The organism is uncultured Salinisphaera sp. (genome assembly GCF_964012375.1).
Classification (GTDB): Bacteria; Pseudomonadota; Gammaproteobacteria; order Nevskiales; family Salinisphaeraceae; genus Salinisphaera.
Genome location: NZ_CAXGSH010000032.1, coordinates 1 through 25,329, shown reverse-complemented (window position 1 = coordinate 25,329; position 25,329 = coordinate 1). Strand labels below are relative to the sequence as shown.

At 63.7% G+C, this 25,329-nt stretch carries 25 protein-coding genes; 18 read left to right on the top strand and 7 right to left on the bottom strand.

The genetic code is table 11. The features are described from left to right. Positions 1–28 precede the first annotated feature (28 nt). The 11 genes from serC to lapB all read left to right on the top strand — a co-directional run bounded on the left by serC (position 29) and on the right by lapB (position 11,390). Positions 29–1,114, top strand: coding sequence for a 3-phosphoserine/phosphohydroxythreonine transaminase (gene serC, locus ABNU97_RS07580; RefSeq protein ID WP_348766134.1), 1,086 nt, complete (start codon positions 29–31; stop codon positions 1,112–1,114). A 140-nt stretch (positions 1,115–1,254) separates the two neighbouring features. Next, positions 1,255–2,448: a phosphoglycerate dehydrogenase gene (locus tag ABNU97_RS07575; protein ID WP_348766133.1), complete on the top strand. Its 1,194-nt coding sequence runs from the start codon at positions 1,255–1,257 to the stop codon at positions 2,446–2,448. 3 nt (positions 2,449–2,451) lie between these two features. Further along, positions 2,452–3,564: a prephenate dehydratase gene (gene pheA / locus ABNU97_RS07570; protein WP_348766132.1), complete on the top strand. Its 1,113-nt coding sequence runs from the start codon at positions 2,452–2,454 to the stop codon at positions 3,562–3,564. Between the two features lie 40 nt (positions 3,565–3,604). Then, positions 3,605–4,741: a histidinol-phosphate transaminase gene (gene hisC / locus ABNU97_RS07565; RefSeq protein WP_348766131.1), complete on the top strand. Its 1,137-nt coding sequence runs from the start codon at positions 3,605–3,607 to the stop codon at positions 4,739–4,741. After that, positions 4,738–5,628, top strand: coding sequence for a prephenate dehydrogenase/arogenate dehydrogenase family protein (locus ABNU97_RS07560; RefSeq protein WP_348766130.1), 891 nt, complete (start codon positions 4,738–4,740; stop codon positions 5,626–5,628). The genes hisC and ABNU97_RS07560 overlap by 4 nt, the downstream gene beginning before the upstream one ends. Position 5,629: 1 nt before the next feature. Further along, positions 5,630–6,952 (top strand): 3-phosphoshikimate 1-carboxyvinyltransferase, encoded by a 1,323-nt coding sequence (gene aroA, locus ABNU97_RS07555; RefSeq protein WP_348766129.1) that lies wholly within the window; start codon positions 5,630–5,632, stop codon positions 6,950–6,952. After that, positions 6,949–7,638 carry a (d)CMP kinase gene (gene cmk / locus ABNU97_RS07550; protein WP_348766128.1) on the top strand — a complete coding sequence of 230 codons (690 nt, stop codon included), beginning with the start codon at positions 6,949–6,951 and terminating at the stop codon, positions 7,636–7,638. The genes aroA and cmk overlap by 4 nt, the downstream gene beginning before the upstream one ends. A gap of 115 nt (positions 7,639–7,753) precedes the next feature. Next, a complete protein-coding gene (gene rpsA, locus ABNU97_RS07545) occupies positions 7,754–9,439 on the top strand; it encodes a 30S ribosomal protein S1 (RefSeq protein ID WP_348766127.1) in 1,686 nt (561 codons plus the stop codon). A 122-nt stretch (positions 9,440–9,561) separates the two neighbouring features. Then, the gene (locus ABNU97_RS07540) at positions 9,562–9,849 is read left to right on the top strand and encodes an integration host factor subunit beta (protein ID WP_006913502.1); all 288 of its coding nucleotides are present in this window, start codon (positions 9,562–9,564) and stop codon (positions 9,847–9,849) included. A gap of 58 nt (positions 9,850–9,907) precedes the next feature. After that, complete coding sequence (locus ABNU97_RS07535) at positions 9,908–10,198, top strand: lipopolysaccharide assembly protein LapA domain-containing protein (RefSeq protein WP_348766126.1); 291 nt, start codon at positions 9,908–9,910, stop codon at positions 10,196–10,198. Beyond that, complete coding sequence (gene lapB, locus ABNU97_RS07530) at positions 10,191–11,390, top strand: lipopolysaccharide assembly protein LapB (RefSeq protein WP_348766125.1); 1,200 nt, start codon at positions 10,191–10,193, stop codon at positions 11,388–11,390. Before ABNU97_RS07535 ends, lapB begins: the two co-directional genes overlap by 8 nt. 80 nt (positions 11,391–11,470) lie before the next feature. Here the strand turns inward: lapB and ABNU97_RS07525 are convergent, their stop codons facing one another. After that, positions 11,471–12,964: a M48 family metalloprotease gene (locus ABNU97_RS07525; RefSeq protein WP_348766124.1), complete on the bottom strand. Its 1,494-nt coding sequence runs from the start codon at positions 12,962–12,964 to the stop codon at positions 11,471–11,473. Positions 12,965–13,553: 589 nt separating this feature from the next. Between ABNU97_RS07525 and ABNU97_RS07520 the strand changes: the two genes are divergently transcribed. Further along, positions 13,554–14,648, top strand: coding sequence for an AI-2E family transporter (locus ABNU97_RS07520; RefSeq protein ID WP_348766123.1), 1,095 nt, complete (start codon positions 13,554–13,556; stop codon positions 14,646–14,648). A gap of 676 nt (positions 14,649–15,324) precedes the next feature. Here ABNU97_RS07520 and glcF read toward each other — a convergent pair. From glcF to ABNU97_RS07490, 6 genes are all read right to left on the bottom strand, one after another. Beyond that, entirely contained in the window at positions 15,325–16,557 is a 1,233-nt protein-coding gene (gene glcF / locus ABNU97_RS07515; RefSeq protein WP_348766122.1) for a glycolate oxidase subunit GlcF, read from the bottom strand. Positions 16,558–16,570: 13 nt separating this feature from the next. Further along, on the bottom strand, positions 16,571–17,635 hold the full coding sequence (glcE, locus tag ABNU97_RS07510) for a glycolate oxidase subunit GlcE (protein WP_348766121.1): 1,065 nt from the start codon (positions 17,633–17,635) through the stop codon (positions 16,571–16,573). Beyond that, positions 17,632–19,137 (bottom strand): FAD-linked oxidase C-terminal domain-containing protein, encoded by a 1,506-nt coding sequence (locus ABNU97_RS07505; RefSeq protein WP_348766120.1) that lies wholly within the window; start codon positions 19,135–19,137, stop codon positions 17,632–17,634. Before ABNU97_RS07505 ends, glcE begins: the two co-directional genes overlap by 4 nt. 69 nt (positions 19,138–19,206) lie before the next feature. Next, entirely contained in the window at positions 19,207–20,616 is a 1,410-nt protein-coding gene (locus ABNU97_RS07500) for a PhoH family protein (RefSeq protein ID WP_348766119.1), read from the bottom strand. Positions 20,617–20,656: 40 nt separating this feature from the next. Next, positions 20,657–21,124 (bottom strand): peroxiredoxin, encoded by a 468-nt coding sequence (locus ABNU97_RS07495; protein ID WP_348766118.1) that lies wholly within the window; start codon positions 21,122–21,124, stop codon positions 20,657–20,659. Positions 21,125–21,173: 49 nt separating this feature from the next. Then, positions 21,174–21,713: an ACT domain-containing protein gene (locus tag ABNU97_RS07490; RefSeq protein ID WP_348766117.1), complete on the bottom strand. Its 540-nt coding sequence runs from the start codon at positions 21,711–21,713 to the stop codon at positions 21,174–21,176. Between the two features lie 147 nt (positions 21,714–21,860). Between ABNU97_RS07490 and dapA the strand changes: the two genes are divergently transcribed. The 6 genes from dapA to ABNU97_RS07460 all read left to right on the top strand — a co-directional run. Then, positions 21,861–22,733: a 4-hydroxy-tetrahydrodipicolinate synthase gene (dapA, locus tag ABNU97_RS07485; RefSeq protein ID WP_348766145.1), complete on the top strand. Its 873-nt coding sequence runs from the start codon at positions 21,861–21,863 to the stop codon at positions 22,731–22,733. An 88-nt stretch (positions 22,734–22,821) separates the two neighbouring features. After that, positions 22,822–23,127: a hypothetical protein gene (locus tag ABNU97_RS07480; RefSeq protein ID WP_348766116.1), complete on the top strand. Its 306-nt coding sequence runs from the start codon at positions 22,822–22,824 to the stop codon at positions 23,125–23,127. A gap of 94 nt (positions 23,128–23,221) precedes the next feature. Beyond that, positions 23,222–23,494: a hypothetical protein gene (locus ABNU97_RS07475; protein WP_348766115.1), complete on the top strand. Its 273-nt coding sequence runs from the start codon at positions 23,222–23,224 to the stop codon at positions 23,492–23,494. A 75-nt stretch (positions 23,495–23,569) separates the two neighbouring features. Beyond that, positions 23,570–24,217: a YjbF family lipoprotein gene (locus tag ABNU97_RS07470; protein WP_348766114.1), complete on the top strand. Its 648-nt coding sequence runs from the start codon at positions 23,570–23,572 to the stop codon at positions 24,215–24,217. A 48-nt stretch (positions 24,218–24,265) separates the two neighbouring features. After that, positions 24,266–25,093 carry a hypothetical protein gene (locus tag ABNU97_RS07465; protein WP_348766113.1) on the top strand — a complete coding sequence of 276 codons (828 nt, stop codon included), beginning with the start codon at positions 24,266–24,268 and terminating at the stop codon, positions 25,091–25,093. Further along, positions 25,090–25,329, top strand: a 240-nt coding sequence (locus tag ABNU97_RS07460; RefSeq protein WP_348766112.1) for a YjbH domain-containing protein, incomplete at its 3' end; no start/stop codon positions are given. The genes ABNU97_RS07465 and ABNU97_RS07460, both read left to right, overlap by 4 nt.

Here is a 25,329-nt window from a genome sequence, read left to right as displayed (position 1 = left end):
GCAGCGTCGATTTTCAAAGGAGACTTTTATGGCACGCGTCTACAACTTCAGTGCAGGGCCGGCCACGCTGCCGGTCGAAGTGCTCGAGAAAGCCCAGGCCGATCTGCTGGATTGGCAGGGCACCGGCATGTCGGTGATGGAAATGAGCCATCGCGGCGATGCCTTCGTCTCCATTGCCGAAAAAGCCACCCAGGATCTGCGCAAGCTGCTGAACGTGCCCGAGGGCTACAGCGTGCTGTTTCTGCAGGGCGGGGCCGCGGGCCAGTTCGCGGGCGTGCCGTTGAACCTCATGGGTACGTCGCAAAAGGCCGACTACGTGGTGAACGGCAGCTGGGGCAAGAAAGCGGTCAAGGAAGCCGGCAAGTACGGTGACGCCCAGGTCGCGGCCAATTCGGCTGTCGACGGCAGCTTCACCGACGTGCCCGCCCGGGCCGACTGGCAGCTGCGCGACGACGCGGCCTATGTGCATTACACCCCCAACGAAACCATCGAGGGGATCGAGTACCCGGACGTGCCGGATACCGGCAATGTGCCGCTGGTGGGCGACTGGTCGTCGGCGTTTCTGTCCAAGCCGATCGACGTGTCCAAATACGGCGTGATCTATGCCGGCGCGCAGAAGAACGCCGGCCCGGCGGGTGTCACCATGGTTATCGTGCGCGACGACCTCATGGGCAACCCGCAGGCCGGTGTGCCCATGGTGCTGGACTACAAGCAGCAGGCCGATGCCGATTCCATGCTCAACACGCCGCCGTGTTTCGCCTGGTACATGGCGGGCCTGACCTTCGAATGGATTCTGGACAACGGCGGCCTCGAAGGCATGGCCGAGCGCAACCAGCGCAAGGCCGACAAGCTGTACGGCTTTATCGACGGCTCGGACTTCTACAGCAACCCGGTAGCGCCGCATGCGCGTTCGACCATGAACGTGCCGTTCCTGCTGGCCAACGACGATCTCAACAAGACGTTCCTGGCGCAGGCCGAGGAAGCCGGGCTGTCGACGCTCAAGGGCCATCGTTCGGTCGGCGGCATGCGTGCCTCGATCTACAACGCCATGCCGGAAGCCGGCGTCGACGCGCTGGTCGACTTCATGCGCGGTTTCGAAAAGGCCAACGGTTAAGACATAGCAATCCGCAGATTGCGCAGATCGCCCAGATTCGAAGACAGGCCATAACAGTTGTTCATGGCCCACTTTCAATCTGGGCGGTCTGCGAAATCTGCGTATAAGTTTTCAAAAGAATTCGCGGATAAAGGTTAGTTATGACGTTCAAGATCCAGACGCTGAACAATATCTCGGCCAAGGGGCTCGATCGCTTGCCGCGCGATCTCTACGAGATTGCCTCGGAGATGTCCAAGCCGGACGCCATCATCCTGCGCTCGCACAACATGCACGATATGACGATCGCCGATTCCGTGCGTGCGATCGGGCGTGCCGGCGCCGGCGTGAACAACATTCCGGTCGCCGACATGAGCAAGCGTGGCGTGCCGGTGTTCAACGCGCCCGGCGCGAACGCCAACGCCGTGAAGGAGCTGGTACTGGCCGGCATGCTGCTCGCCTCGCGTAACCTGATGAGCGCCTGGAAGTATGTCGAGGAACTCACCTCCACCGGCGAAGAGCTCAAGAAGGAAGTCGAAGCCGGCAAGAAGCGCTTCAAGGGCGTGGAACTGCCGGGCCGCACGCTCGGCGTGGCCGGCCTCGGCGCCATCGGCGTGAACGTGGCCAACGCCGCCCAGGCGCTGGGCATGAGCGTGCAGGGTTTCGACCCGGGCATCACCGTCAACAACGCCTGGCGTCTTACCTCCAACGTGTCCCAGGCCTTGTCCATCGACGAACTGCTGTCACGCTCCGACTATGTGTCGCTGCACGTGCCGCTGGTCGACGACACGCGCGGCCTGGTCGATGCCAAGCGCCTCAAGCTGATGCGCAAGGGCGCGGTGCTGCTCAACTTCTCGCGCGCCGAGATCGTCGATGAAGACGCCGTGCTCGCCGCGCTGGAAAACGGCCGCCTGAGCTACTACGTCTGCGATTTTCCGTCCGAGAAGCTGCGCGGACACGATCGCGTGATCACGCTGCCGCATCTGGGCGCCTCGACCGACGAAGCCGAAGACAACAGCGCGATGATGATCGCCGACCAGCTGCGCGACTATCTCGAAGTTGGCAACATCCGCAATTCGGTGAACTTCCCCGAGGCGATCATGCCGCCGACGGCCAACGCCCATCGTCTGGCCGTGGTCAACCATAACGTGCCGAACATGGTCGGCCAGATCTCCTCGACGCTGGCCCGCCACGGGCACAACATCGCCGATCTGCTCAACAAGTCGAAGGGCGAGATCGCCTACACGCTCGTGGATATCGACGCGCCGGTCGCCGATGAAGCCATCGAAGAGCTGCGCACCATCGAAGGCGTGCTGTGCGTGCGCTATCTGGGTGCCGTGGGTAGCGACGCGGCGTAAGCGATGAGTTCGTCGCAGGACAACTCGGACAACGAGGCGCTGGCCGGCGCACGCGAGCGTATCGATGCGCTGGATGCGCAAATCCAGGCGTTGATCGCCGAGCGTGCCGGCGTGGCGCTGGACGTTGCCCGCATCAAGGCCGAACGACAGCGCACGGACTTCTATCGGCCCGAGCGCGAAGCCGACGTGCTGCGCCGGGTGGCCGAGCGCAATGACGGCCCGCTCGACGACGCCACCATCATGCGCCTCATGCGCGAAGTGATGTCGGCCTGTCTGGCGCTGGAATCGCCTTTGAAGGTGGCCTATCTGGGCCCCGAGGGCACCTATACCCAGGCCGCGGTCTACAAGCACTTCGGTCATTCGGTGCGGGCGATGCCGCTGCCGGCCATCGACGAGATCTTTCGCGAGGTCGAGGCCGGCAACGCCAATTTCGGCGTCGTGCCGGTCGAGAACTCGACCGAAGGCGTGGTCAGCCACACCCTCGACGAGCTGGTGGGCAGCTCGCTGCAGATTTGCGGCGAGGTCGCGCTGGCCGTACATCATCATCTGCTGTCGAAGGCCGCGGATCTGACCGGGGTGAAGCGCGTGGTCGCCCATGCACAATCGCTGGCCCAGTGCCGCAAGTGGCTCGACCGGCAGCTGCCGGGCGTGGTGCGCGAAGCGGTATCGAGTAACGGCGAAGCGGCACGACGCGTGGCCGGCGAAAGCCAGGCCGCTGCCATCGCCGGCCGCGCCGCGTCCGAGTTCTACGAGCTGCCGATGCTGGCCTCGAACATCGAGGACGAGCCGAACAACACCACCCGTTTTCTCGTACTTGGCAAACAGCAGGTGCCGGCCACCGGTAACGACATGACCTCGATCCTGGTGGCCATCCGCAACCAGCCGGGCATGCTCCACCGCCTGCTCACGCCGGGCGCGGAGGCGGGCGTCGACCTCACCCGTATCGAATCGCGGCCGTCGCGGCGCCAGGCATGGGACTATAATTTCTTCATCGATCTGGAAGGCCATATCGACGAGCCGCGGGTACGTCAGGTGCTCGAGGCGATCGAGTCCCAGGCCGCGATGCTCAAGGTGCTGGGCGCCTATCCGCGGGCGGTCGACGTTTCGTCGACCTGATGTCGAGAATTAAATTCAAGCGTTAACCGATTGAAATAACATGGGTAAAAGCCTTAACGAACAGGCGCATGCCGGTATTCACGGCCTGCATGCCTATGTGCCCGGCAAACCGATCGATGATCTCAAGCGCGAGCTTGGGCTGACCTCGATTATCAAGCTGGCCTCCAACGAGAATCCGTTCGGCGTGGCGCCGGCGGTGACGCGGGCGTTCGCCCAGTTTCTGGAAAAAGGTGCATCGGATCTGCATCGCTACCCGGACGGGGGCGGCTATGCGCTCAAGCAGGACATCGCCGCCCGCCATGCGATCGAGCCGGAACGGGTCACGCTCGGCAACGGGTCCAACGACGTGCTGGAGCTCACGGCGCGGGTTTTTCTGGGCCCCGGCAAGAACGCGGTGTTTTCGCAGTACGCGTTCGCCGTCTACCCGATCGTCGCCCAGGCCGTGAACGCCGAGGTGCGCGAGGTGCCGGCGCTCGGGCCCGAGGCCGATATGCCCTATGGCCACGATCTCGACGCGTTTCTCGACCATATCGACGAAAACACCGGCGTCGTGTTCATTGCCAGCCCCAACAACCCTACCGGTACCTGGCTCGCACCGGACGCGATCGAAGCGTTCCTGCAGGCGGTACCGCCCGGTGTGGTCGTGGTGCTCGACGAGGCCTATCTGGAATACCAGGCGGACAGCGAACGCCCCGATAGCCGTCAATGGCTGGAACGTTTCGAAAATCTTGTTGTTACGCGCACATTCTCGAAAATTTATGGGATGGCGGGGCTGCGCGTTGGCTATGCCCTGACCTCGGCCGCGGTCGCCGACTGGATCAACCGCATTCGCCAGCCGTTCAACGTCAACACGGTCGCGCTCCACTGTGCCCAGGCGGCCTTGGCGGACGAGGACTTCGTGGCTTATTCGATCCAGACCAACGCCGTGCAGCGCGCCTCGCTGGCCGACGAACTGGCGGCCCGGGGGCTGCGCTGCGTGCCGTCGCAGGCGAATTTCATCACCTTTGACTGCGGGCAGCCGTCGACGCCCGTGTATCGCGCGATGCTGCACGAAGGCGTGATCGTGCGACCGCTGGAAAGTTATGCAATGCCTGAGCATCTGCGCGTAACTGTCGGCAGCCAAAAAGAGAACCAGGTTTTTCTCGCGGCACTTGATAGCGTGCTCGAGCGCGCATGAGCCCGGATCGGACAAGCCTGGATGAAGAACGAATCTGCGTAATCGGACTGGGTCTGATCGGCGGCTCGATCGTGCGCGCGCTTCAGGCCAAAGGTTTGGGCGATCGTATCGATGCGGTCGTGGCGGATGCCGACGAGGCGCGCCGGGCCCGGGAGCTCGGCTTGGCCGATGAGGCATCGACCGATATCGCGATGACCGTGGCCAAGGCGACGCTCGTGGTCGTGGCCGTGCCCGTTGGCGCCATGGCCGGCGTGTTCGCGCGTCTGGCCACGGCGCTACCCGCGAATGCCGTGGTCACCGATACCGGCAGTACCAAGCTGAGCGTGATTCGCGAGGCACAGGCCGGTTTGGGTGAGAGCTTCGCCCGGTTCGTGCCGGGGCATCCCATCGCGGGCACCGAGCGTAGCGGCCTCGATGCGGGCTTCGCCGAGTTGTTCGAGCAGCGCCGCGTGATTCTCACGCCGACGCTGGCGACCGAGCCGCAGGCGCTGGCCCGGGTTGAAGCACTGTGGCGGGCCGTGGGGGCACAGATCAGCGAAATGGACGGCGCGCACCACGATGAGGTGCTGGCCGCGACCAGTCATCTGCCGCATCTGCTGGCCTATACCCTGGTCGATACGCTGGCGCGGATGGCCGAACGTACCGAGATATTCGCGTACGCAGCCGGCGGTTTTGCCGACTTCACCCGGATCGCATCGAGCAGCCCATCCCTGTGGGCGGATATCGTCACCGCCAATCACGATGCGGTACTGCCGGTACTCGATCGCTATATCGGCGATCTGGCGGCGGTGCGCGCGGCGATTGCCGACGACGACCGCGACACGTTGGCGGCTACTTTCCTGCGCGCGAAGACCGCGCGCGATGGTTTTGCCATGAGGCGTTCCTGACATGCGTCGTTTTCATTTGCAGCCGGGCGGCGCCCTGCGTGGCGAGCTGCGCGTGCCGGGCGATAAGTCCATTTCGCACCGGGCGGTCATGCTCTCGGCCATTGCCGACGGGCGCTCGCGTATTACCGGCTTTCTGGAAAGTGCGGACTGTCTGGCGACCCTGCATGCCTTCCAGGCGATGGGCGTCATGTTCGAGCGTGACGGCGATGCGCTGATCGTCGACGGCCTGGGTCGCGACGGCCTGCAGGGGCCGCGGGCGCCGCTCGACCTGGGCAACTCGGGCACGTCCATGCGTTTGATGTCCGGCCTGATGGCCGGTCAGCGTTTCGATAGCCGTCTGGTCGGCGACGCGAGTCTTTCACGCCGGCCCATGGCGCGTGTGATCGAGCCGTTGACCCTGATGGGCGCGCGTATCGATGGCCAGGAAGGCGGGCGCGCGCCGCTCGAAATACACGGCGGGCAGGTGCTTAACGGCATCGACTACACGCCGCCGGTCGCCAGCGCCCAGATCAAGTCCTGTGTACTGCTGGCCGGGCTGTATGCCCAGGGCACCACGCGGGTCACCGAGCCGGGTATTAGCCGCGACCATACCGAGCGCATGCTCTCCGCCTTTGGCGTGCGTATCGAACGCCAGGCGCACACGCTGTCCATTGCCGGCGGCCAGGCGCTGCAGGCAGGCGATGTGGCGGTGCCGGCCGATCTGTCCTCGGCCGCGTTCTTCATGGTCGGCGCCAGTATTGCCGAATCCAGCGCGATCATGATGCCCGGCGTGGGCATCAACCCGACCCGACGCGGGGTGATCGATATTCTCAGCCGCATGGGCGCGGACATACGCCTGCACGACGAGCGTATCCAGGCCGGCGAGCCCGTGGCCGATATCGAAGTACGCAGTGCGTCGCTCAAGGGTATCGATATCGGCGGTGACGAAGTGGAGCTGGCCATCGACGAGTTCCCGGCGATATTCATTGCCGCCGCCTGTGCCGAGGGAACGACCCGTTTGACCGGCGCCGCGGAGCTGCGGGTCAAGGAGTCGGATCGGATCGCGGTAATGGCCGACGGCCTGAGCCAGCTGGGCGTCGAGGTAAGCGTGGCCGACGACGGCCTTACCATCGTTGGCCGAGGCGCGGGCACCGTATTCGGCGGCGGTCGTATCGCCAGCCACGACGACCATCGCATTGCCATGGCGTTTGCCATGGCCGCTCTGCGCGCGCATGCGCCTATCGAAATAGACGACTGTGATTTCGTGGATACCTCGTTCCCGGGGTTTCTGGCGCTGGCCGCCGGGGCCGGGCTGCAGATCGAGGCCAGCGAGGTATCGTCATGAACCATGCGCCGGTGATGACGCTGGACGGGCCGGGCGGTGCCGGCAAGGGCACGCTGGCCTCGGCGCTGGCGCGCGAGCTCGGCTGGTGGCTGCTCGACAGCGGTGCGCTGTATCGGCTGGTTGGCCTGGTCGCGCTGCGCGACGGGCTCGACGCCGGGCAGCCAGTCGACTGTGCCACGGCCGTGGCCGCGGCGCGCTCGCTGGACATGGTCTTCGAGCCGGATCGGCGCGCCGGCCAGCGCGTGCTGCTGGCCGGTGAAGACGTCACCGACATCATTCGTACCGACGCGGTGTCGGATGCCGCCTCGAAATGGGCCGTGCAGCCGGACATCCGGGCCGCGCTGCTGGCGCGACAGCGGGATTTCGCCGGCATGCCCGGGCTCATCGCGGACGGCCGTGATATGGGCACGGTGATCTTCCCCGAAGCCGATCTGAAGCTCTATATCACCGCCTCGGCCGAAGAGCGCGCCAGTCGCCGTTTCGCGCAGTTGTCGGGCGCTGACGTTGATGCTAATCTTGACCGGATATATCGAGAGATATTGGAGCGGGACGCGCGCGATGCTTCGCGTGAGGTCGCGCCCCTGAAGCCGGCGGCCGATGCCCATGTCATCGACACGACCGGCGAAAGCGTGGCGACGTCACTGGAAAAAGTGCGTTGCCTTGTACGCGAAAAAGGCTGGATTTAAGCTGAATCTGGCTGTTTTGACTGGACCGGTCACGGCGCAATGTCGTTGATCGGATTGTTTTATCAACCACGGATGGCGCTCGCTTTTCTCAAGCGCCGTAGGATCTTTTCCCCTCATGTCTGAAAGTTTCGCCGAACTATTCGAGCAAAGTCTGCAGGGTCGCACCATGCAGCCCGGTTCCCTCATCAACGCCGAGGTGCTGGAAATCAAGAACGACGTGATCATCGTCGATGCCGGCCTCAAGTCGGAAGGCGTGATCCCGATCGACGAGTTCTACGACGATAACGGCGAAATCTCCGTTGCGGAAGGGGACAAGGTCGAAGTCGCACTGGAAGCCGTGGAAGACGGCTTCGGCGCCACGCGCCTGTCGAAGGAAAAAGCCCAGCGCATCCGGACCTGGGACTTCCTTACCGACGCCTACGAAAACAGCGAGTCCGTGGTCGGCCACATCAGTGGCAAGGTCAAGGGCGGTTACACCGTCGATGTCGGCAACATCCGTGCGTTCCTGCCGGGTTCGCTGGTCGACGTGCGTCCGGTTCGCGATACCACCTATCTCGAAGGCAAGCCGCTCGAGTTCCGCGTCATCAAGCTCGACCGCCTGCGCAACAACGTGGTCGTGTCGCGTCGCGACGTGCTCAAGGAAGAGTACAGCGAAGAGCGCAAGCAGCTGCTGGACACGCTCCAGGAAGGCATCGTGCTCAAGGGCATCGTCAAGAACCTGGTCGACTACGGCGCGTTCGTGGACCTGGGCGGTATCGACGGCCTGCTGCATATCACCGACATGTCGTGGAAGCGCATCAAGGATCCGACCGACGTCGTCAACGTGGGCGAGGAAGTCGAGGTCAAGGTGCTCAAGTTCGACCGTGAGCGCACCCGTGTATCGCTGGGCCTGAAGCAGCTCGGCGACGATCCGTGGGTCGATATCGCGCGTCGCTACCCGGAAAGCACCCGCCTGTTCGGTAACGTCACCAACATCACCGACTACGGTGCCTTCGTCGAGATCGAAGAGGGCGTCGAGGGCCTGGTGCACGTGTCCGAAATGGACTGGACCAACAAGAACGTCAATCCGGGCCAGATTGTCGACGTCGGCGACGAGGTCGAAGTCATGGTGCTGGAGATCGACGAAGAGCGTCGTCGTATCTCGCTGGGCATGAAGCAGTGCAAGTCCAACCCCTGGGAAGACTTTGCCGCCAACCATCAGCGCAACGACACCGTGCGCGGCCAGATCAAGTCGATCACCGACTTCGGTATCTTCGTGGGTCTGCCGGGCAACATCGACGGCCTGGTGCATCTGTCGGACCTGTCGTGGAACGACGCCGGCGAAGAAGTGGTGCGCGAATACTCGAAGGGCGACGAGGTCGAGGCCGTGGTGCTTTCGATCGACGCCGACCGCGAGCGCATCTCGCTGGGCATCAAGCAGCTGGCGCAGGATCCGATCGGCTCCTTCGTCGCGGACAATCCGAAGGGCAGCGTCGTTTCCGGCAAGATCGACACCGTCGATGCTCGCGGTGCGACCGTGGACCTGGGCAACGATGTCGTCGGTTACATCCGGGCGTCCGACATCTCCCGCGATCGCGTGGAAGATGCGCGTAGCGCGCTGTCGGAAGGCCAGGAAGTCGAGGCCCGCTTCGTCGGCGTCGACCGCCGTAACCGCACCATCAGCCTGTCGATTCGGGCCAAGGACGAAAAGGACGAGCAGCAGGCCATGCGCGACTACGCGGATACCGATGCTTCGACCGGCACCACCAGCCTTGGCGAGCTGCTCAAGGAGCAGATCGACGCCAGCGACCGCAACAACTAAAAATATCGCGGTCGAAAATAACGCGGGGCGCTTGCACGCGCCCCGCGTTTTAACTACCTTCTCATCAGGGGCGTGCCAAGGGGCATGATTCGGGGGCGGCGTTTCCAGGGAGAGGACGCTGGATGACTAAATCGGAGCTGATCGAACGGCTGGTCCAGCGTCAGGCGCATATGTCGCACCGTGACGTTGAACTGGCGGTAAAACTTCTACTCGACGACGTGATCGCCGAGCTGGCGGAAGGCGGCCGCGTGGAGATTCGTGGATTTGGCAGTTTTTCGGTTCACCATCGCCCAGCGCGGCGTGGTCGCAACCCGAAAACCGGCGAATCCGTCGACATTCCGCGCAAGTACGTGCCGCATTTCAAGCCCGGCAAGGAATTGCGCGAACGGGTCAACACAAACCATTCATAGCTGGCTATAACCGCCTGTGTCGAAGGGCGGCGTCGCCCGCACAAGTAACGGGAATTAAATGCTACGCCTGATTCGTAATCTGATCGTGGTCGTGGGGCTCGTCTTGGGCGTGGCGTTCGGGTTCTTCAACTACGATCTGGTTTCGATCGACCTGCTGTGGACCACGACCGAAGCACCGCTGGTGGTTCTGCTCGTCGTGGCATTCGTTCTGGGCCTCGCCATCGCTGCCATCGTCTGTGTTGGCAAGATCACTCGGCTACGTGCTCAGCTCACGAGCGCACGGCGTCGCCTCAAGGACGCCCAGACCGAGATATCAAATCTGCGGAGCATGCCCATTCACGATGCTTGATGGCATCTGGTGGGTTCTATTGGCCCTGCTGCCGCTGGCAGCGGCGTCCGGCTGGTATGTGCGGGGGCGCGCTGACGGCCGCGAGGAATCCACGCCACCGGTCAACGCCGACTACCTGCGCGGTATCAGCCAGCTCGTCAACGAAGACGCAGATCAGGCGATCGCCACCTTCGTGCGCGTACTCGAGGTCGATAACGACACCGCCGAGACGCATCTGGCCCTGGGTAATCTTTTTCGTCGCCAGGGCGAAGTGGACCGCGCTCTGCGCATGCACCAGAACCTGGTCGCCCGGCCCAACCTGAAGGCCATCCATCGTAACCAGGCCCGCTACGAGCTGGCCCAGGATTACCTGCGCGCCGGCGTGCTGGATCGTGCCGAAGGCCTGTTTCGCGAGCTGGCCGATCAGAATCTGTTCCTCGAACGCTCACTCTCGGGCCTGATCGCGATCTATGAACAGGAGCGCGACTGGGATCAATCCATCAGCACGACGCGGCGGCTGGAGACGGTACGCGGCACGTCGCTACGCCCGGTCATCGCCCAGTACTTCTGCGAGCTGGCGGAGCAGGCACGCAACGCCGGCCAGCGCGACGAAGCGCGCAACCATCTCAAGTCCGCGCGGCAATCCTTTCGCGACTGTGCGCGTGCGAGCCTGATCGGCGGGCTCATGGCAGAACAGGCCGAGGATTTTCGCGGCGCCATCCGCATCTATCGGCAGGTGATGCGCCAGGACGTCGACTTCATCAGTGAAATCATCGAACCGATGCGGCGTTGTTTCGACGCGCTCGACGATCCATCCGGCTATGCCCAGTTCCTGCGCGAGCTGATGCCGCTCTACGACGGCGCGCACCCGCATGTGGCCTATGCGCGCTTTCTGCATCGACAACAGAAAACGGACGAGGCGATCGCGCATATCTCGCAGTATCTGCAGACCGAGCCCAACTGGATCGGTTTCTACCATCTGCTTGACCTGACCTGGTCGCAGACGCGCAGCACCCTCACCGGGCCGCTGGATAGCCTGCGCCAGTCGCTTGGCCAGATCATCGAGCGCCAGCCCACCTATCACTGCGGCCAGTGCGGCTTTTCCGGGCGCTATCTGCATTGGCAGTGCCCGAGCTGTCGACAGTGGAATACGATCGTGCCGACCCGCGACGTCCGCCCGGTGGAGTCCGGGCCGGGCCGATCCGCACGCTAGCCGGCCACTACGACGATACGGCGCTCTGCGGGCGGGTGTCGAACCGCGGGGCCCGGCAAGGGCTGCTGTCCAACGAGGGCTCAGTAGCGGGCGTCTGCGGCCACCTGCTCGCGGCATTCGCGTTCCGACCAGGCGCGATGACAGGACTTCACCATTTGGTCCAGCAGCGCCCGCAGGCGTGCCTTGTCGAAGGCGTTCAGCTCGGTTGTTTGAAGCGCGGTGCGCAGCTGGTTGATGGCGGGGCCATAGGCGCCGCGCAGCTCGTAGTATTTGGCCTGGCGATAGTAGGCCTCGCCGAGATTGCCCTGGTCGCCGGCCACGCGCGCGAGCATCTGCTGTGCGTCGGCGGATTGCTCGAGCAGGGCGCGGTCCTGCAGTAGAAACGACCGTACGGCCTGCGCATCGCCCGTATCCATCAGGAACTCGGCATAGTCGAGCTTGACCGCGGCACTGTCGGGAAAGGCGGTCCGGGCCTGTTCGAGCAGCTCGCGTGCCTGTTGGGTCTGTCCGGACTGGCGACGGGCCTGTGCCAGGGCCAGGGTATAGGCGGCATGCGACGGCCCCTGGGTGGCCAGCGGCTCGAGCAGGGCAATGGCGTCATCGCTGCGGCCGAGCTGCAGGAGGGTGAGCGCATAGCCGTAGTCCAGGGCCGGCTTGGCGCCTTCGTCGCGGCGGCGCTGCTCGTAATAGCGCAGCAGCTCGCCGTACTGTTTGCTCACGAGCACGCGCGCGCGTTCCTTCATGAGCGCGTAGGTATCGCTTTCCTGCACCCGGGTATTGGCATAGTCGCGCGCGCGGACTTCGGCTTCGGCCATGCGCGTGTTGCTCACCGGATGCGAAAGCAGGATATCGGGTAGCTGGTTGCCGTACAGGCGCGAGCGCCGCTGCATTTTTTCGAAGAAGCTTGCCATGGCGTCCGGGTCGAAACCCGATTCGGCCATGGTCCGTATGCCGATACGGTCGGCCTCGAACTCGTGGGCGCGGGTGAAGTTGGTCTGCTGCTGGTTGAGATTGGACACGCCGGCGGTCACAGCCGCGGTGAGGGCGTCCGGATCGCCGCCGCCGGCGATCGCTGCGACCAGAATGGCGGCCGCCGTCGCCCAGCCCATGCCGGAGGTCGCTTCGATCTGGCGGGCGATATGACGCTGGGTGACATGGGCCATTTCGTGGCCCATCACGCCGGCCAGCTCGCTTTCGTTGTCGGTTTCGGTAATCAGACCGGCGTTGATCCCGATATAGCCGCCCGGCAGCGCGAAGGCGTTGATTTGACCGCTATTGATCGGGTAGAACCGAAACGCGCTGGCATCGGCGTCGGTATGCTTGGCCAGGCGCGTTCCCACACGGGTGAGGTATTCGCGCAGCTGAACGTCCTCGATGATCAGGTGGCGCGCCAGCAGCTGAGCCACGACCTGCAGCCCGACCTTCTGCTCTTCGGCTGGCGACATGTAGTTGTCTGCCGGCTGTCCGATGCTGGGCAGCTGATAATCGCGCGCGCTCACGAGCGTGCTGACAGTCAACAGACAGGCCATCAGCAGGACCGAAAAACGGGTCGAGCGGTGCGAACCAAAAATCACGAGTGGGCCATGTTGGCAGCGGTGGGGCGCATGAACTTCAGACCCCAGATTAGCGTGTTTCGTTCATTCGATTAAACTGGCGCGATCAGAGAACTTCTGATTGAGCCATATACGTTTGTGCCCATGTTTTGCAGACAAGCGCATGTCCATAACGTAAGTCGGCTTGGTGCCACCGGCAGTGCCACGTCTTGGCAGGGATGGGGCCGGCCCTGGCATGCCTGCGACTAGACATACGACGCCTTTTCGAGGGGCCGCGCGATTGCTGTCATACAGCAGCGGTTCACGCATGTTATTAATCCGGCATGAAAATAAAAGTTGTTTCGGGTTTATGACGTGCATGTGCGAACGCATGAGCGCCGCGACCAGCGCCCGCGCAGCCATCGAAAGAAGCGCCGCACAGGTGCCGGCATCTACTTTTCAATGACGTTGAAAAAAACAGACCGAGTCGCCCGCTTTAGGGCCGGACTAATATTCAGCATGCGGGTTTGCAAACCACGCGCCAGCACACAGGAGCCGACGTGCCGAAGCTATTGTTTTCTCCATTCGTCTTGACGCAAGGCGCGATGCCAGTCGGCGCGCGGGTGCAGCGATGAACGTCGTGCGCGAATGGTTCAGCCGCCACTTCTCGGATCCGCAGGTGGTTGCACTCGCGTTGATTCTTGTCAGTGCGCTGGTGTTGGTGATGGTTTTCGGCACGCTGCTCACGCCGGTACTGGCTGCCGTCGTAGTGGCCTATCTGCTGGATTCACCGGTGCTCTGGCTCGAGCGCGTCAACGTGCCCCGCTGGCTGGGCGCGGCCCTGTTGTCCACCGCGTTGTTGATCGGCGTGGTATGGGTGAGTTTCGCGCTGCTGCCGCTACTGACCCGCCAGGCCGGCCAGGTGCTCACCGAGGTGCCCAGTCTGATCAGCCGGGCGCAGGAATGGATTGCCGCTTTACCCGAGCGTTACCCGGCGCTGATCACCGATGACCAGATCAACGCCATGATCAACAGCATGACGTTCGATGTGGGCTCGCTACGCCAGACCGTGGTCAGCCGCTCGCTGGTGGTCGGCATGAGCCTGCTGTATCTGTCGGTCTACCTGTTGCTGGTGCCGCTCATGGTCTTCTTCATGCTGCGCGACAAGGCACTGATTCTGCGCTGGTTCGCTAATTTCGGCCCGCGCAACGGACGCCTGGTGCGCAACGTTTGGGCCGACGTGAACGCCCAGCTGGGCAACTACGTGCGTGGCAAGGCGCTGGAAATCGTCATCGTCTGGATTGCCGCCTATATCGTGTTCTCGCTGCTCGGGCTCAAGTACGCGATGCTGCTCTCGGCGCTGGTCGGCTTCTCGGTCCTGGTGCCCTATATCGGCGCGTTCGGCATGACCGTGCCGGTAATGCTGGTGGCCTATGCGCAGTGGGGCTTCGAGGCACAGACGGTATACGTGCTGATCGCCTACGCCATATTGCAGATGGTCGACGGCAATCTGCTGGTGCCCGTGCTCTTCTCGGAAGCGGTCGATCTACATCCGGTGGCCATCATCACCGCGGTGCTCTTCTTCGGCGGTATATGGGGCTTCTGGGGCGTGTTCTTCGCGATCCCGCTGGCGACGGTGGTCCATGCCGTCATCAAGGCCTGGCCGCGCAGAGAGGCCGTGCTGCCAGAGCTCGATAACGAGCGCGACGCGCAGGAGGCCCCGTAACCGTCGCCGCTCTCGCGCGGCGCCTCGCACCCGGCGGGGCAGCGCCGGCCGGATGGGTTAGCGCAGCGTAAGCCAACAAGGGAACGCAGTCCCGATACCCCCATTTGGCGATCGCGGCTCGAACGGCCTCACAACCCCGTTCCGTGTTGGTTTACGGCCTGCGGCCTAAACCAACCTACGCGGCAAGGTGCCGGGTTCGGTGTGTGTTAACGCCGCATCGATTCCAGTCTGCGATCGAACGCCAATAGCGCGAATGAAGACCGCGAAGGCCGGGCAGGGCGGAGGTTGGATTAGCGCAGCGTAATCCAACAAAGAACGCAGCCCAGATATTCCCATTCGGCGATCGCGGCTCGAACGGCCTCACAACCTCGTTCCGTCTTGGTTTACGGCCTGCGGCCTAAACCGACCTACGCGGCAACGTGCCGGTTTCGGTGTGCGTTAACGCCGCATCGATTGGAGTCTGCAACCGAACGCCAATAGCGCGAATGATGACCCCGAAGGCCGGGCAGGGCGTAGGTTGGATTAGCGCAGCGTAATCCAACATAAGAACGCAGCCCCCGATCCCAATCCCGCGATCCCGGCTCGAATCGCGCGGAGGATCAGTTTCCCTGCGGGCTTACCGCCTGTCGACAAGGGCCTGGCCGGCGCAGAGGCCGGCCAGGGGGAGGGGCAGTGCTCAGGCCGCGGCGGCCGGTTCCAGCAGTTCGATCCAGTGACGCACCGGCACGCCGGCGGCGGATTCCAGATGCAGCTGGCAGCCGATATTGGCGGTCACGATGACGTCCGGCTCGCCGGCCTGCAGCGACGCGAGCTTGTTCGAACGCAGCTCGTTGGCCATGGTCGGCTGCAGGATGGAATAGGTCCCGGCCGAGCCGCAGCACAGGTGCGGATCGCGGACGTGGGTCAGTTGATAGCCCGCCTGGGTAAGAATTTCGGCGACGTTGTCGTGCAGCTGCGGTGCATTCTGCAGCGTACACGGCGGGTGGTAAGCCACCTGTCGGCCGTGGCCGAGGTCGCCAAGCTGGCTGAGGTCTTCTTCGGCAAGCACGTCGCTCAAATCGCGCGCCAGCGCCGATACGCGCGCGGCTTTTTCGGCGTATTCCGGGTCGTTGCGCAGCATATGCCCGTACTCGACCACCGAGGCACCACAGCCGCTGGCGGTGAGCACGATCGCCTCGGCGCCGTCCTCGATATACGGCCACCAGGCGTCGATGTTACGGCGTGCGAAGTCGTTGGCCTCTTCGCGATGGGACAGATGCTGGGAAAGCGCGCCACAGCAGCCGCTGGCCTTGGGTGCAACCAGGCGCACGCCAAGCTGCGAGAAGATGCGCGCCGCATGAGCATTGGTATTGGGCGCGGCGACCGGCTGCACGCAGCCGTCGAGCACGAGCATGGTGCGTTGTGCATTCTCGGCCTTGGGCCATGCCAGGGCCTTACGTCGCGGCGGCATCTTCTGCTTGAGCGGCGCGAGCGGGCCCACCAGCAGCGGCTTGAACAGATGGCCGAGGGCGAAAAAGAAGGCGAAGCGGTTGCGATAGGCCACGATATGGCGCAACAGCCAGCGCAGCACGCGTTCGTGGCGCGGGCGCTCGACCTGCTGCTCGACCAGTTCGCGGCCGATATCGGCGAGCTTGGCGTATTCCACGCCCGACGGACAGGTCGTTTCGCAGGCGCGACAGGTCAGGCAGCGGTCGAGATGCGTCTGCGTCTTCTGCGTCGGTTTCTCGCCTTCGAGTACCTGCTTGATCAGATAGATACGCCCGCGCGGGCTATCGCGTTCGTCGCCCAGCAACTGATAGGTGGGGCAGGTCGCGGTACAGAAACCGCAGTGCGTACAGGCACGCAGAATACGATCAGCTTCTTGGCCGTCCGGGGTATCACGCAATTGCGGGATGATGGAAGTCTGCATGGTAAAGGCTCGTCTAAAGCTCGGGGTAGATACGGCCCGGATTCAGGATGCCGGCCGGATCCATGGATTTTTTCAGGCGCTGTTGCAGGGCCAGGATCGATTCGCCGATCGGATGAAAGCGCGGTTGCGCATCGCCGCGATAGACCGTGGCATGGCCGCCGGCCTCCTTGACGACACGACGCAGGGCAACGGCCTCCATATCGGTTTGCACCCAGCGCTGGGCGCCGCCCCAGTCGATCACGCAATCGCCGTCGATATCGAGCATGGCGGCGGCCGGGGGCAGGGAAACACGCCACAGCGGGCGATCGTCGCTCGCAAAGAAGGGACGCTCGTGCTCACGTACCGCGCGCCAGAAGGTGGTGTCGTCGTCGAGCGTTTCGCCGCCGAGCTTCTCGCAGGCGGAGTCCACCGACGATGTCGCCCCGGCCAGTCGAAGATACGTCTTGCCGTCTTCCCAGTAGGCCGCGGTGATGGGCCAGGGTTTGCGCTGCCAGTCGCTGATCTGCTGGAGCGCCTGGGCAGCGCTGTGTTCGAACACCCGTGTAATCTGGGTACGCGCGACGGGCAGCACCTTCAGGCTCACGTCGAGCAACACGCCCAGGGTGCCGTAGGCGCCGGCCATCAGCCGCGACAGGTCGTACCCGGCCACGTTCTTCATCACCTCGCCGCCGAAGCGCAGTATCTGGCCCTGGCCGTTGATGATCCGACAGCCCAGCACGAAGTCGCGGGCCGCGCCGGCGAAGGGCCGCGCCGGGCCGGACAGGCCGGTGGCGATGGTCCCGCCCAGGGTGGCGTTGGCGCCGAAATGCGGTGGCTCGAAGGCCAGCATCTGGTGCGCGTCGGCCAATACGTTTTCTAGCTCGGCCAGCGGCGTGCCCGCGCGCGCGGTCATCACCAGTTCGCCGGGCTCGTAGTTCACCACGCCGGCATGGCCGGTCACATCGAGGGTTTCGCCATCGACGGCTTCGCCGAGGAAATCCTTGCTGCCGCTGCCGCGCAGATGCAACGGCGTGGCGTGGGCGAACGCCTCGGTCACGCGCTCGCTGAGTTGTTGGCTCTGATCGGCAGAGGTCGTCACAGTCGCTCCAGTTCTGGGAAGGGCAGTTCACCGTTATGTACGTGCATGGCGCCGAATTCGGCACAGCGGTGCAGCGTGGGCACGGCCTTGCCGGGGTTGAGCAGACCCTTGCTATCGAACGCCTGCTTGACGGCATGGAACTGGGTCAGTTCGTCCGGCGGGAACTGCACGCACATCTGGTCGATCTTTTCTACGCCCACGCCGTGTTCGCCGGTAATCGTGCCGCCGTGTTCCAGGCACAGTTCGCAGATCGCGCCGCCGAATTCCTCGGTGCGCTCCAGTTCGCCCTCGATGTTCGCATCGTAGAGAATCAGCGGGTGCAGGTTGCCGTCGCCGGCATGAAAGACGTTGGCGACACGCTGCCCGTATTTCTTGGACAGCTCGCCGATGCCGATCAGTACGTCAGCCAGCGCCTTGCGCGGGATGGTGCCATCCATGCAGTAGTAGTCCGGCGAAATCCGGCCCATGGCCGGAAACGCCGCCTTGCGGCCGGCCCAGAAGATGGCGCGCTCGGCGTCATCGCGCGACACCCTAACTTCGGTCGCGCCTTCGCGTTCGACCACCTCGCGTACGTCGGCGATATGCTCGTCCACCTCGGCATGGGTGCCGTCGACTTCGCACAGCAGAATCGCCGCGGCGTCGGTCGGATAGTCGGCGTGCACGAACTCTTCGGTGGCCACGATCGCCGGGTTATCGAGCATTTCCAGCCCGGCCGGCACGATGCCGGCCTGAATGATCGCCGCGACGGCGTCGCCGGCCTTGCGCACGTCGTCGAAGGCAGCGAGCACGACCTGGGCACGTTCGGGCTTGGGCAGCAGCTTGACCACCACCTGGACGATCACGCCGAGCAGGCCTTCGGAGCCGGTCATGAGTGCCAGCAGATCGTAGCCGGGGGTATCCAGAGCCTCGCTGCCGATGGTCATGCGCTCGCCTTCGACGGTCACGATCTCGAGCTCGATGATGTTGTGCGTGGTCAGACCGTACTTCAGGCAGTGCACGCCGCCCGAGTTTTCGGCCACGTTGCCGCCGATCGAACAGGCGATCTGCGACGAGGGGTCGGGGGCGTAGTACAGGCCGAGATCCGATACCGCTTCCGAAATCGCGAGATTGCGGACGCCGGGCTGAACCGTGGCGCGGCGGTTGGCGGTATCGATATCCAGAATCTGTTTGAACTTGGCCAGCGACAACAGCACGCCGTTTTCCATCGGCAGGGCGCCGCCGGACAGGCCGGTGCCCGCACCGCGCGCGACAACGGCCACGTCATTGGCGTAACAGACCTGCATGGCGATCTGTACCTGCTCGATCGTCTCGGGCAGCACCACGATCATCGGCAGCTTGCGATAGGCGGACAGGCCATCGCATTCGAAGGGGCGCAGGTCCTCTTCGGCATGCAGTACGACGTGTTCCGGGAGTTTGGCGACCAGCTTGTCGATCAGCTGGGCCTTGTCGGGGCGCGAAGCAAGCACCTGTTCCGCGGCGTCCGCGATAGCGGTATCGGCCATGGGCGATCTCCGAAAAAAAGGGGCGACGGGGCGCGGCCGAACGGCCGCTGCGTCGCTAGATTATCGGGTTCAAAGTTTATCAGAGGCGTAATGGGCCAGCCGCGAGCGCTCGCCTCTGGCAAGCGTTACGTGGCCGGCATGACGCCAGTTGCGGAAGCGATCTACGACATTGGTCAAACCCGAGGTCGTTTCCGTGAGATAGGGCGTATCGATCTGGGCCAGGTTGCCCAGGCACACGAACTTGGTGCCCGGCCCGGCGCGCGTGATCAGGGTCTTCATCTGCTTGGGGGTAAGATTCTGGGCCTCGTCGAGGATGACGAAGCGTTCCAGGAACGTACGCCCGCGCATGAAGTTGACCGAGCGAATCTTGATGCGCTTGGCCAGCAGTTCGTTGGTGGCGGCCCGTTCCCAGTCGGAGCCGCCGCCGGTGCCGGTCAGCACTTCGAGGTTATCCATCAGCGCGCCCATCCAGGGCGTCATTTTCTCTTCCTCGGTACCGGGCAGAAAGCCGATATCGTCGCCTACCGGAACGGTCACGCGGGTCATGATGATTTCGCGATAGCGCGACTCGTCCAGCGTTTGCGCCAGGCCGGCGGCCAGGGTGAGCAGGGTCTTGCCGGTGCCGGCCGCACCCAGCAGGGTGACGAAATCGATATCCGGGTCCATGAGCAGGTTCAAGGCGAAGTTCTGTTCGCGGTTGCGTGCATGCACGCCCCAGACAGACTGCTTGCCCACGCGATAATCCTGGGCGAGTTCGAGCACGGCGCTGTCGCCCTCGATTTCGCGGCTGATCAGCTCGATATCGTTTTCGTGGTCGAAATGCAGCAGCTCGTTGAGATGCCAGTCGGCGATCTGCGGGCCGCGCAGGCGGTAGAAGGCGTTGCCGGCCTCCTGCCAGGACTCCATGGTCTGCCCGTGCGTATCCCAGAAATCGTCGGGCAGGGTGGCATGACCGGTATAGAGCAGGTCGAGGTCTTCCAAGACCTTGTCGTTGATGTAGTCCTCGGCCTCGATACCGATAACCGACGCCTTGATGCGCAGGTTGATGTCCTTGGACACCAGCACCACTTCCGACTCGCCGAAGACGTTACGCAGCGCCAGCGCGCTTAGCAGGATCGAGTTGTCGGCCTTGTTGCCGGGCAGCATCGTCGGCAGGGCGCCTTCGGCGGGCCGGGTTTCGAAATACAGCCGGCCGCTGGCATGGGGCGCGTCGTCCTTGCGGTGGCCGTTGAACTCGATGCCGGCGTTCAGCGCCAGGCCGGCGTCGATTTCCGAATGCGTCTTGTGCGCCATCAGTTCGTCGAGGAAACGACTCACCTGACGCACGTTGCGTGCGACTTCCGATACGCCTTTCTTGCCGGCATCCAGTTCTTCGAGCACCACCATTGGAATGAAGATGTCGTGTTCCTGAAAGCGAAACAGCGCAGTCGGATCGTGCATGAGCACGTTGGTGTCGAGAACGAACACGCGGCGGGACATAGCGATTCCCTTGGGTTTGGATGCGCGAATGGGCGATGGGTCAGTCGAGTGCGCGCACGCAGTCGAGCACTTCCTGGGCGTGCTCGGCTACCTTGACGCCGCGCCAGACCTGGCGCACCACGCCGTCGCCATCGATAACGAACGTGCTGCGCTCGATGCCGATGTGCGTGCGCCCGTACATGTTCTTTTCCTTGAGCACGCCGAAGGCGTTGCAGAGCTTTTCGTCGGCATCGCTGATCAGATCGAAGGGAAAGTCGTACTTGGCACGAAAGTTCTCGTGCTTGCGCAGGGAATCGCGGGAGACGCCCACGATATCGGCGCCGGCGGCCTGGAACTGGTCATACAGATCGCGAAAGGCCTCGCCTTCCTGGGTGCAGCCCGGCGTGTTGTCGCGCGGATAGAAATAAAGCACGAGCGTGCGACCGGCAAAGTCCGATAGCGCAAGCTTCTTGTCGCCGGTGGCGGGTGCCGAAAAGGCGGGGGCGCGTTCCTTGGGTTGCAGCGTCATGGTCGCGAAGAACTCCGGTAATACAGCGGTAATGCAACGTGATGTGCGGTTATGTCTTGATCGGGTCGAGCAGGCCGTCGGCGTGGAGGTCGTCACAGACGTCCATGAAGGCATCGCGCAAGGTCTGCGGGTGATGCGTGGTGGGCACGTTGACCGCGAGGTGCATGGTGCACATCAAAGCGCCGGTCAGGCCGGATTCGTAGGACTGGGCGCTGATTTCGACCACCTGCGTGCCCTGGTCGGTGAAGAAGTCGAGCAGTTCGCCGAGCAGGCCCGCCTGCTGCGGCGCCACCACTTCGGCGGCATAGGGACGAAAATCGGGCTGTGATGCCGGCGGTCGGGCATGCTCGAACTGCACGGATACGCCCAGGTGCTCGGCAAGGCCGGGCAGGGCGCTTTCCATTTTGCCCATGGCGCTCCAGTTGCCCCGCAACAGCATCGAGGCCGAAAACTGGTCGCCCAGCGGCGTGATGCGGCATTCGCTGATCTCGCAGCCGCGGCGGGCGATCGCGCCGACCAGGTCGCGCGCGAGGTTGTCGCGATTGCTACCCAGCGCCACGATCGACAGATATTTCTTGATTTCCGGCATGAGCCTGACGTTGTCCTGCAACCGATGAGCGGTCGTAAAAGCCGGCTATGGTAGCACTACACGTTATGTGTTCACGTGGTTACAATGCGCGCCCAATCGCTGTAGGAGAGAACAGTGGCGCAGGCAAACGCACAACTGGGTGGCAGCATGGTGGCGATCGTTACGCCCATGCATGCCGACGGCAGTGTCGACTGGGATAGCTTCGAGCGACTCATCGACTGGCATATCGCCGAGGGTACCGACGGTATCGTCGCGGTGGGCACCACCGGCGAGTCGGCCACGCTCGGCTTTTCCGAGCATGACGAAGTGATCGAACGCACGGTGGAGCTGGTCGACAAGCGGGTTCCGGTGATTGCCGGCACCGGCGGCAACGCCACCGACGAAGCGATCCGCCTGACGCGTCATGCCAAGCGTGCTGGTGCCGATGCCTGTCTGCTGGTATGTCCCTACTACAACAAGCCGACACAGGAAGGGCTCTACCGTCACTTTCATGCCATCGCGATGGCGGTGGATATTCCGCAGGTGCTCTACAACGTGCCGAGCCGCACCGGCGTGGACATGCTGCCGGAGACGGTCGCGCGCCTGGCGCATATCGATAACATCGTCGCACTCAAGGAAGCCAAGGGCTCGATCGAGCGTATTCACGCCCTGATCGAGGAAGTTGGCGACGGCATCGATATCTTCACCGGCGATGACGGGACCGCCATGGAATCGATGCTTGTCGGTGGCAAGGGCGACATCTCGGTTACCGCCAACGTGGCGCCGCGCCTGATGCACGAAATGTGTGCGGCGGCCATTTCCGGTGATCGCCAGAAAGCCGAAATGCTCGATGCCAAGCTGCAGCCGCTGCACAGCGCACTGTTTCTGGAGCCGAACCCGATCGCCGTGAAGTGGGCGTTGTACCAGATGGGTTATATCGGCCCGGGTATCCGTCTGCCCATGACGCCGCTGGCGGACCATTTCCACCAGCCGGTGCTCGATGCCTTGAAGTCGATGGGGCTGCTCGACGAAAAAGTCTGAACCGAGTAGGCGGCCGTTGTGATCCGCCCGGTTTTGTCCTATGGTGAAGGCATCATATCGAACGAGCCTTAGGCTCCTATAACACGCTATGCGCAAGTTTCTAATCGCAGCCGCACTCATTGCCTTTTCCGCGCCGGGCGCCGTCTGGGCGCAGTCGGCCACGGATGGTGCGTCCAATGGCGCTGGCGCTGCCGGCAATGGCGCGCCGGGCAATGGCAGTGTCGCTGGCGGCGGTGCCGCGGGCTCCAGTGCCGCCGTGAGCAGTTCGGCCGTGCTCGCCGGTGTGGGTGTCGCAGCCGTAGTCGGCGGCGCGCTGGCGCTATCCAACAGCGGTGGCAGCAGCGACGACGATGTGGTGACGACCGGCACCACGGGTACCACTGGTACGAATTAAACCGCCGTTCGTCGACTTATTCTTGCGGTTTACCCGGCGAGCCGGTAAATTCGCGTACAAGGCTACAAATTCAGCCGTTCACGGGAGTGATGTGATGAAAAATATTCTTGCGGCAACCGCTATTGCCATGTTCGTAGCTTCGCCGATGGCCCTGGCTCAGGGCGCGTCCGGTTCGCAGGGCAGCACCGGTGGCGTGGCCTCGGGCGGCGCAGCAGGCGCTGGCGGCGCTGCGGTCACCAGCGGTGCCATCATCGCGGGTGTCACCACGGCCGCCCTGATCGGCGGCGTCGTCGCTTTGTCGAACAGCAACGACGATGACGAAGTGATCAACGTGCCGGCGACGGGCACCACGGGTACCACCCCGTAGTATCCGCGCATGAAGCGCCTTAAAGGGCTTTTCATTGAAGGCCGCCTTCGGGCGGCCTTTCTATGTGTGCTTGTTGTGCCGGGCGTCGTATTGCTTGCCGGCTGCGCGGATGCGCGGCGGGGCGGTAGTCCGTTCGTATCGACTTTTGCCTCGGTCCTGCCGGGCGGCGGTGGCGATGTCGGCAAGCAGGCGGCCGCGATACCCTATGCCTCGGTAGATCTGTCGGTGGACGGGCGCGGCGGTCTGCTCATCCTCGCCGAAACCACGGATGAGTTGACGTTCTGGCAATCGAGCACGCGCGAAACCATCGTGCTGCGCGACGGCTATCCGGAATCGACCCGGGGATTGAAGACCGATCTACTTTACAGCCGTATGGGTGATGCATCCGCTTCGCAGCAGGCGCCCTGGGAAACGGCGCCCGCAGATGGAACGACTGCGGTCGGCTACTCGGTGGAACGAGGTTGGCGGGATGCGCAGGGCCGCGAACGCGCCGCCGCCGGCCAGGCGAGTTTTACCTGCGCAGCACAAACCGAATCGAAACAGTTGCCGCTGACCCGCATCGATCTGACCCGGTGTGTGGAAACGGTGGCCTGGGCCAATGGCGCAAAGACGCGGTCGGTGCTCTGGCGTGACCCGCAAACAAATCGCATTTGGGCAGGCGATGTGGCGGCGTGGCCCGGTGGGCTTAGAATATCCTGGAACGTCGCGCGGCCTTGGTGGTAACGCGAATATTTGGCGCGAACTGTCGCGTGATTTGGGGAGAAGCAGGGCATGCAAAGCCGCGTCAAAAGCGCTGGGCACGATCGGCGCGTGCGTTGGGTCCATACCTGTAGCGTCATTGCACTCTGTCTGAGCTTTGCTTGCCATGGCCAGCGCAGCGATGCGGCGCCCGCCGGCGATACGCCGCTGCCCGCTTCCGCCGCTTCGGCGGGTTTCACGACCGTGCTCGACGCATGGCTGGCGTTTCCGTCGCTGGCCCAAAGCAGCGCCCCCTATAGTTATTTACGCGCCAGGCCCACCGCCGAGCGTGTCCGTATCAAGCGCGACGACTTGTTCCGCGAGCTTGATGACCTGCGCTGGCGCCTGGAAGGCAACGGTTACACGAAGCTTGTAGCAGCGCTTGACCAGTGGAAATCGCGGCTGGCGCAGCTCGCCGTGTTCAGAGAGCCCGGCGACTGGAGCCCGGCCTCGCTGATGGCGCAGCCCCTGCGGAATCCACCCATCGGCGAGGTTGCAGCTATCGGTGCCTGCGAGGTGCCTGACTGGGTTGAGATCTGGTCGGCCGACGGCGTGCGACGTACCCCGTGGCGCACGGGTTTGACGTTGTCCGGGTTGGCTAAGAGCGATGCCATGAATGTGCAAGGAATAAAGGTCGCGAGCGTGGTCTCACCCACCGGCGATGTGCGCCGCTACGGCCAGGCGGCCTTTAACAAAACCGACACGGCGCTGCTGCCGGGCGCGCGCGTGGTGTTGCCGCTCCCCCTGGGCGGCGAGGCCTTTCCCTGGATTCGCAACACCATCGCGGAAATACTGGCGCATGCGCCCTCGGGTGAAAACTGTTCCGAGATGCGGCTCGCACAAGCCGGGGGCGTGCAATGAGTCATCAATTGCAAAAGGTCGGTCGCCTGCGGCAACACGTTTGCGCGTTGTGCGGCTCGCTGCTGGTTTGCCTGCCGGCGGCACACGTCTGTGCCGAAGAGTCGGATGTGCCGGACAGCGACGTCGCGCCGGTGTTCCAGGCCGATTATGGCGGTGTTGGGTTGCTGGAAACGCCCACTGCCCGTATGGCCCCGGTGGGGACCTTTTCCTTTACGTACACTGAAGTCGACCCCTAT

What these genes read in the sequence shown, in the direction of transcription:
- ABNU97_RS07560 (WP_348766130.1), top strand. Translation starts at nt 4,738, where the DNA reads ATGAGCCCGGATCGGACAAGCCTGGATGAAGAACGAATCTGCGTAATC.
- ABNU97_RS07465 (WP_348766113.1), top strand. Translation starts at nt 24,266, where the DNA reads ATGCAAAGCCGCGTCAAAAGCGCTGGGCACGATCGGCGCGTGCGTTGG.
- lapB (WP_348766125.1), top strand. Translation starts at nt 10,191, where the DNA reads ATGCTTGATGGCATCTGGTGGGTTCTATTGGCCCTGCTGCCGCTGGCA.
- ABNU97_RS07475 (WP_348766115.1), top strand. Translation starts at nt 23,222, where the DNA reads ATGAAAAATATTCTTGCGGCAACCGCTATTGCCATGTTCGTAGCTTCG.
- ABNU97_RS07520 (WP_348766123.1), top strand. Translation starts at nt 13,554, where the DNA reads ATGAACGTCGTGCGCGAATGGTTCAGCCGCCACTTCTCGGATCCGCAG.
- hisC (WP_348766131.1), top strand. Translation starts at nt 3,605, where the DNA reads ATGGGTAAAAGCCTTAACGAACAGGCGCATGCCGGTATTCACGGCCTG.
- ABNU97_RS07495 (WP_348766118.1), bottom strand. Translation starts at nt 21,124, where the DNA reads ATGACGCTGCAACCCAAGGAACGCGCCCCCGCCTTTTCGGCACCCGCC.
- dapA (WP_348766145.1), top strand. Translation starts at nt 21,861, where the DNA reads ATGGTGGCGATCGTTACGCCCATGCATGCCGACGGCAGTGTCGACTGG.
- serC (WP_348766134.1), top strand. Translation starts at nt 29, where the DNA reads ATGGCACGCGTCTACAACTTCAGTGCAGGGCCGGCCACGCTGCCGGTC.
- aroA (WP_348766129.1), top strand. Translation starts at nt 5,630, where the DNA reads ATGCGTCGTTTTCATTTGCAGCCGGGCGGCGCCCTGCGTGGCGAGCTG.
- rpsA (WP_348766127.1), top strand. Translation starts at nt 7,754, where the DNA reads ATGTCTGAAAGTTTCGCCGAACTATTCGAGCAAAGTCTGCAGGGTCGC.
- pheA (WP_348766132.1), top strand. Translation starts at nt 2,452, where the DNA reads ATGAGTTCGTCGCAGGACAACTCGGACAACGAGGCGCTGGCCGGCGCA.
- ABNU97_RS07500 (WP_348766119.1), bottom strand. Translation starts at nt 20,616, where the DNA reads ATGTCCCGCCGCGTGTTCGTTCTCGACACCAACGTGCTCATGCACGAT.
- ABNU97_RS07480 (WP_348766116.1), top strand. Translation starts at nt 22,822, where the DNA reads ATGCGCAAGTTTCTAATCGCAGCCGCACTCATTGCCTTTTCCGCGCCG.
- cmk (WP_348766128.1), top strand. Translation starts at nt 6,949, where the DNA reads ATGAACCATGCGCCGGTGATGACGCTGGACGGGCCGGGCGGTGCCGGC.
- ABNU97_RS07505 (WP_348766120.1), bottom strand. Translation starts at nt 19,137, where the DNA reads ATGGCCGATACCGCTATCGCGGACGCCGCGGAACAGGTGCTTGCTTCG.
- glcF (WP_348766122.1), bottom strand. Translation starts at nt 16,557, where the DNA reads ATGCAGACTTCCATCATCCCGCAATTGCGTGATACCCCGGACGGCCAA.
- ABNU97_RS07490 (WP_348766117.1), bottom strand. Translation starts at nt 21,713, where the DNA reads ATGCCGGAAATCAAGAAATATCTGTCGATCGTGGCGCTGGGTAGCAAT.
- ABNU97_RS07535 (WP_348766126.1), top strand. Translation starts at nt 9,908, where the DNA reads ATGCTACGCCTGATTCGTAATCTGATCGTGGTCGTGGGGCTCGTCTTG.
- ABNU97_RS07575 (WP_348766133.1), top strand. Translation starts at nt 1,255, where the DNA reads ATGACGTTCAAGATCCAGACGCTGAACAATATCTCGGCCAAGGGGCTC.
- ABNU97_RS07540 (WP_006913502.1), top strand. Translation starts at nt 9,562, where the DNA reads ATGACTAAATCGGAGCTGATCGAACGGCTGGTCCAGCGTCAGGCGCAT.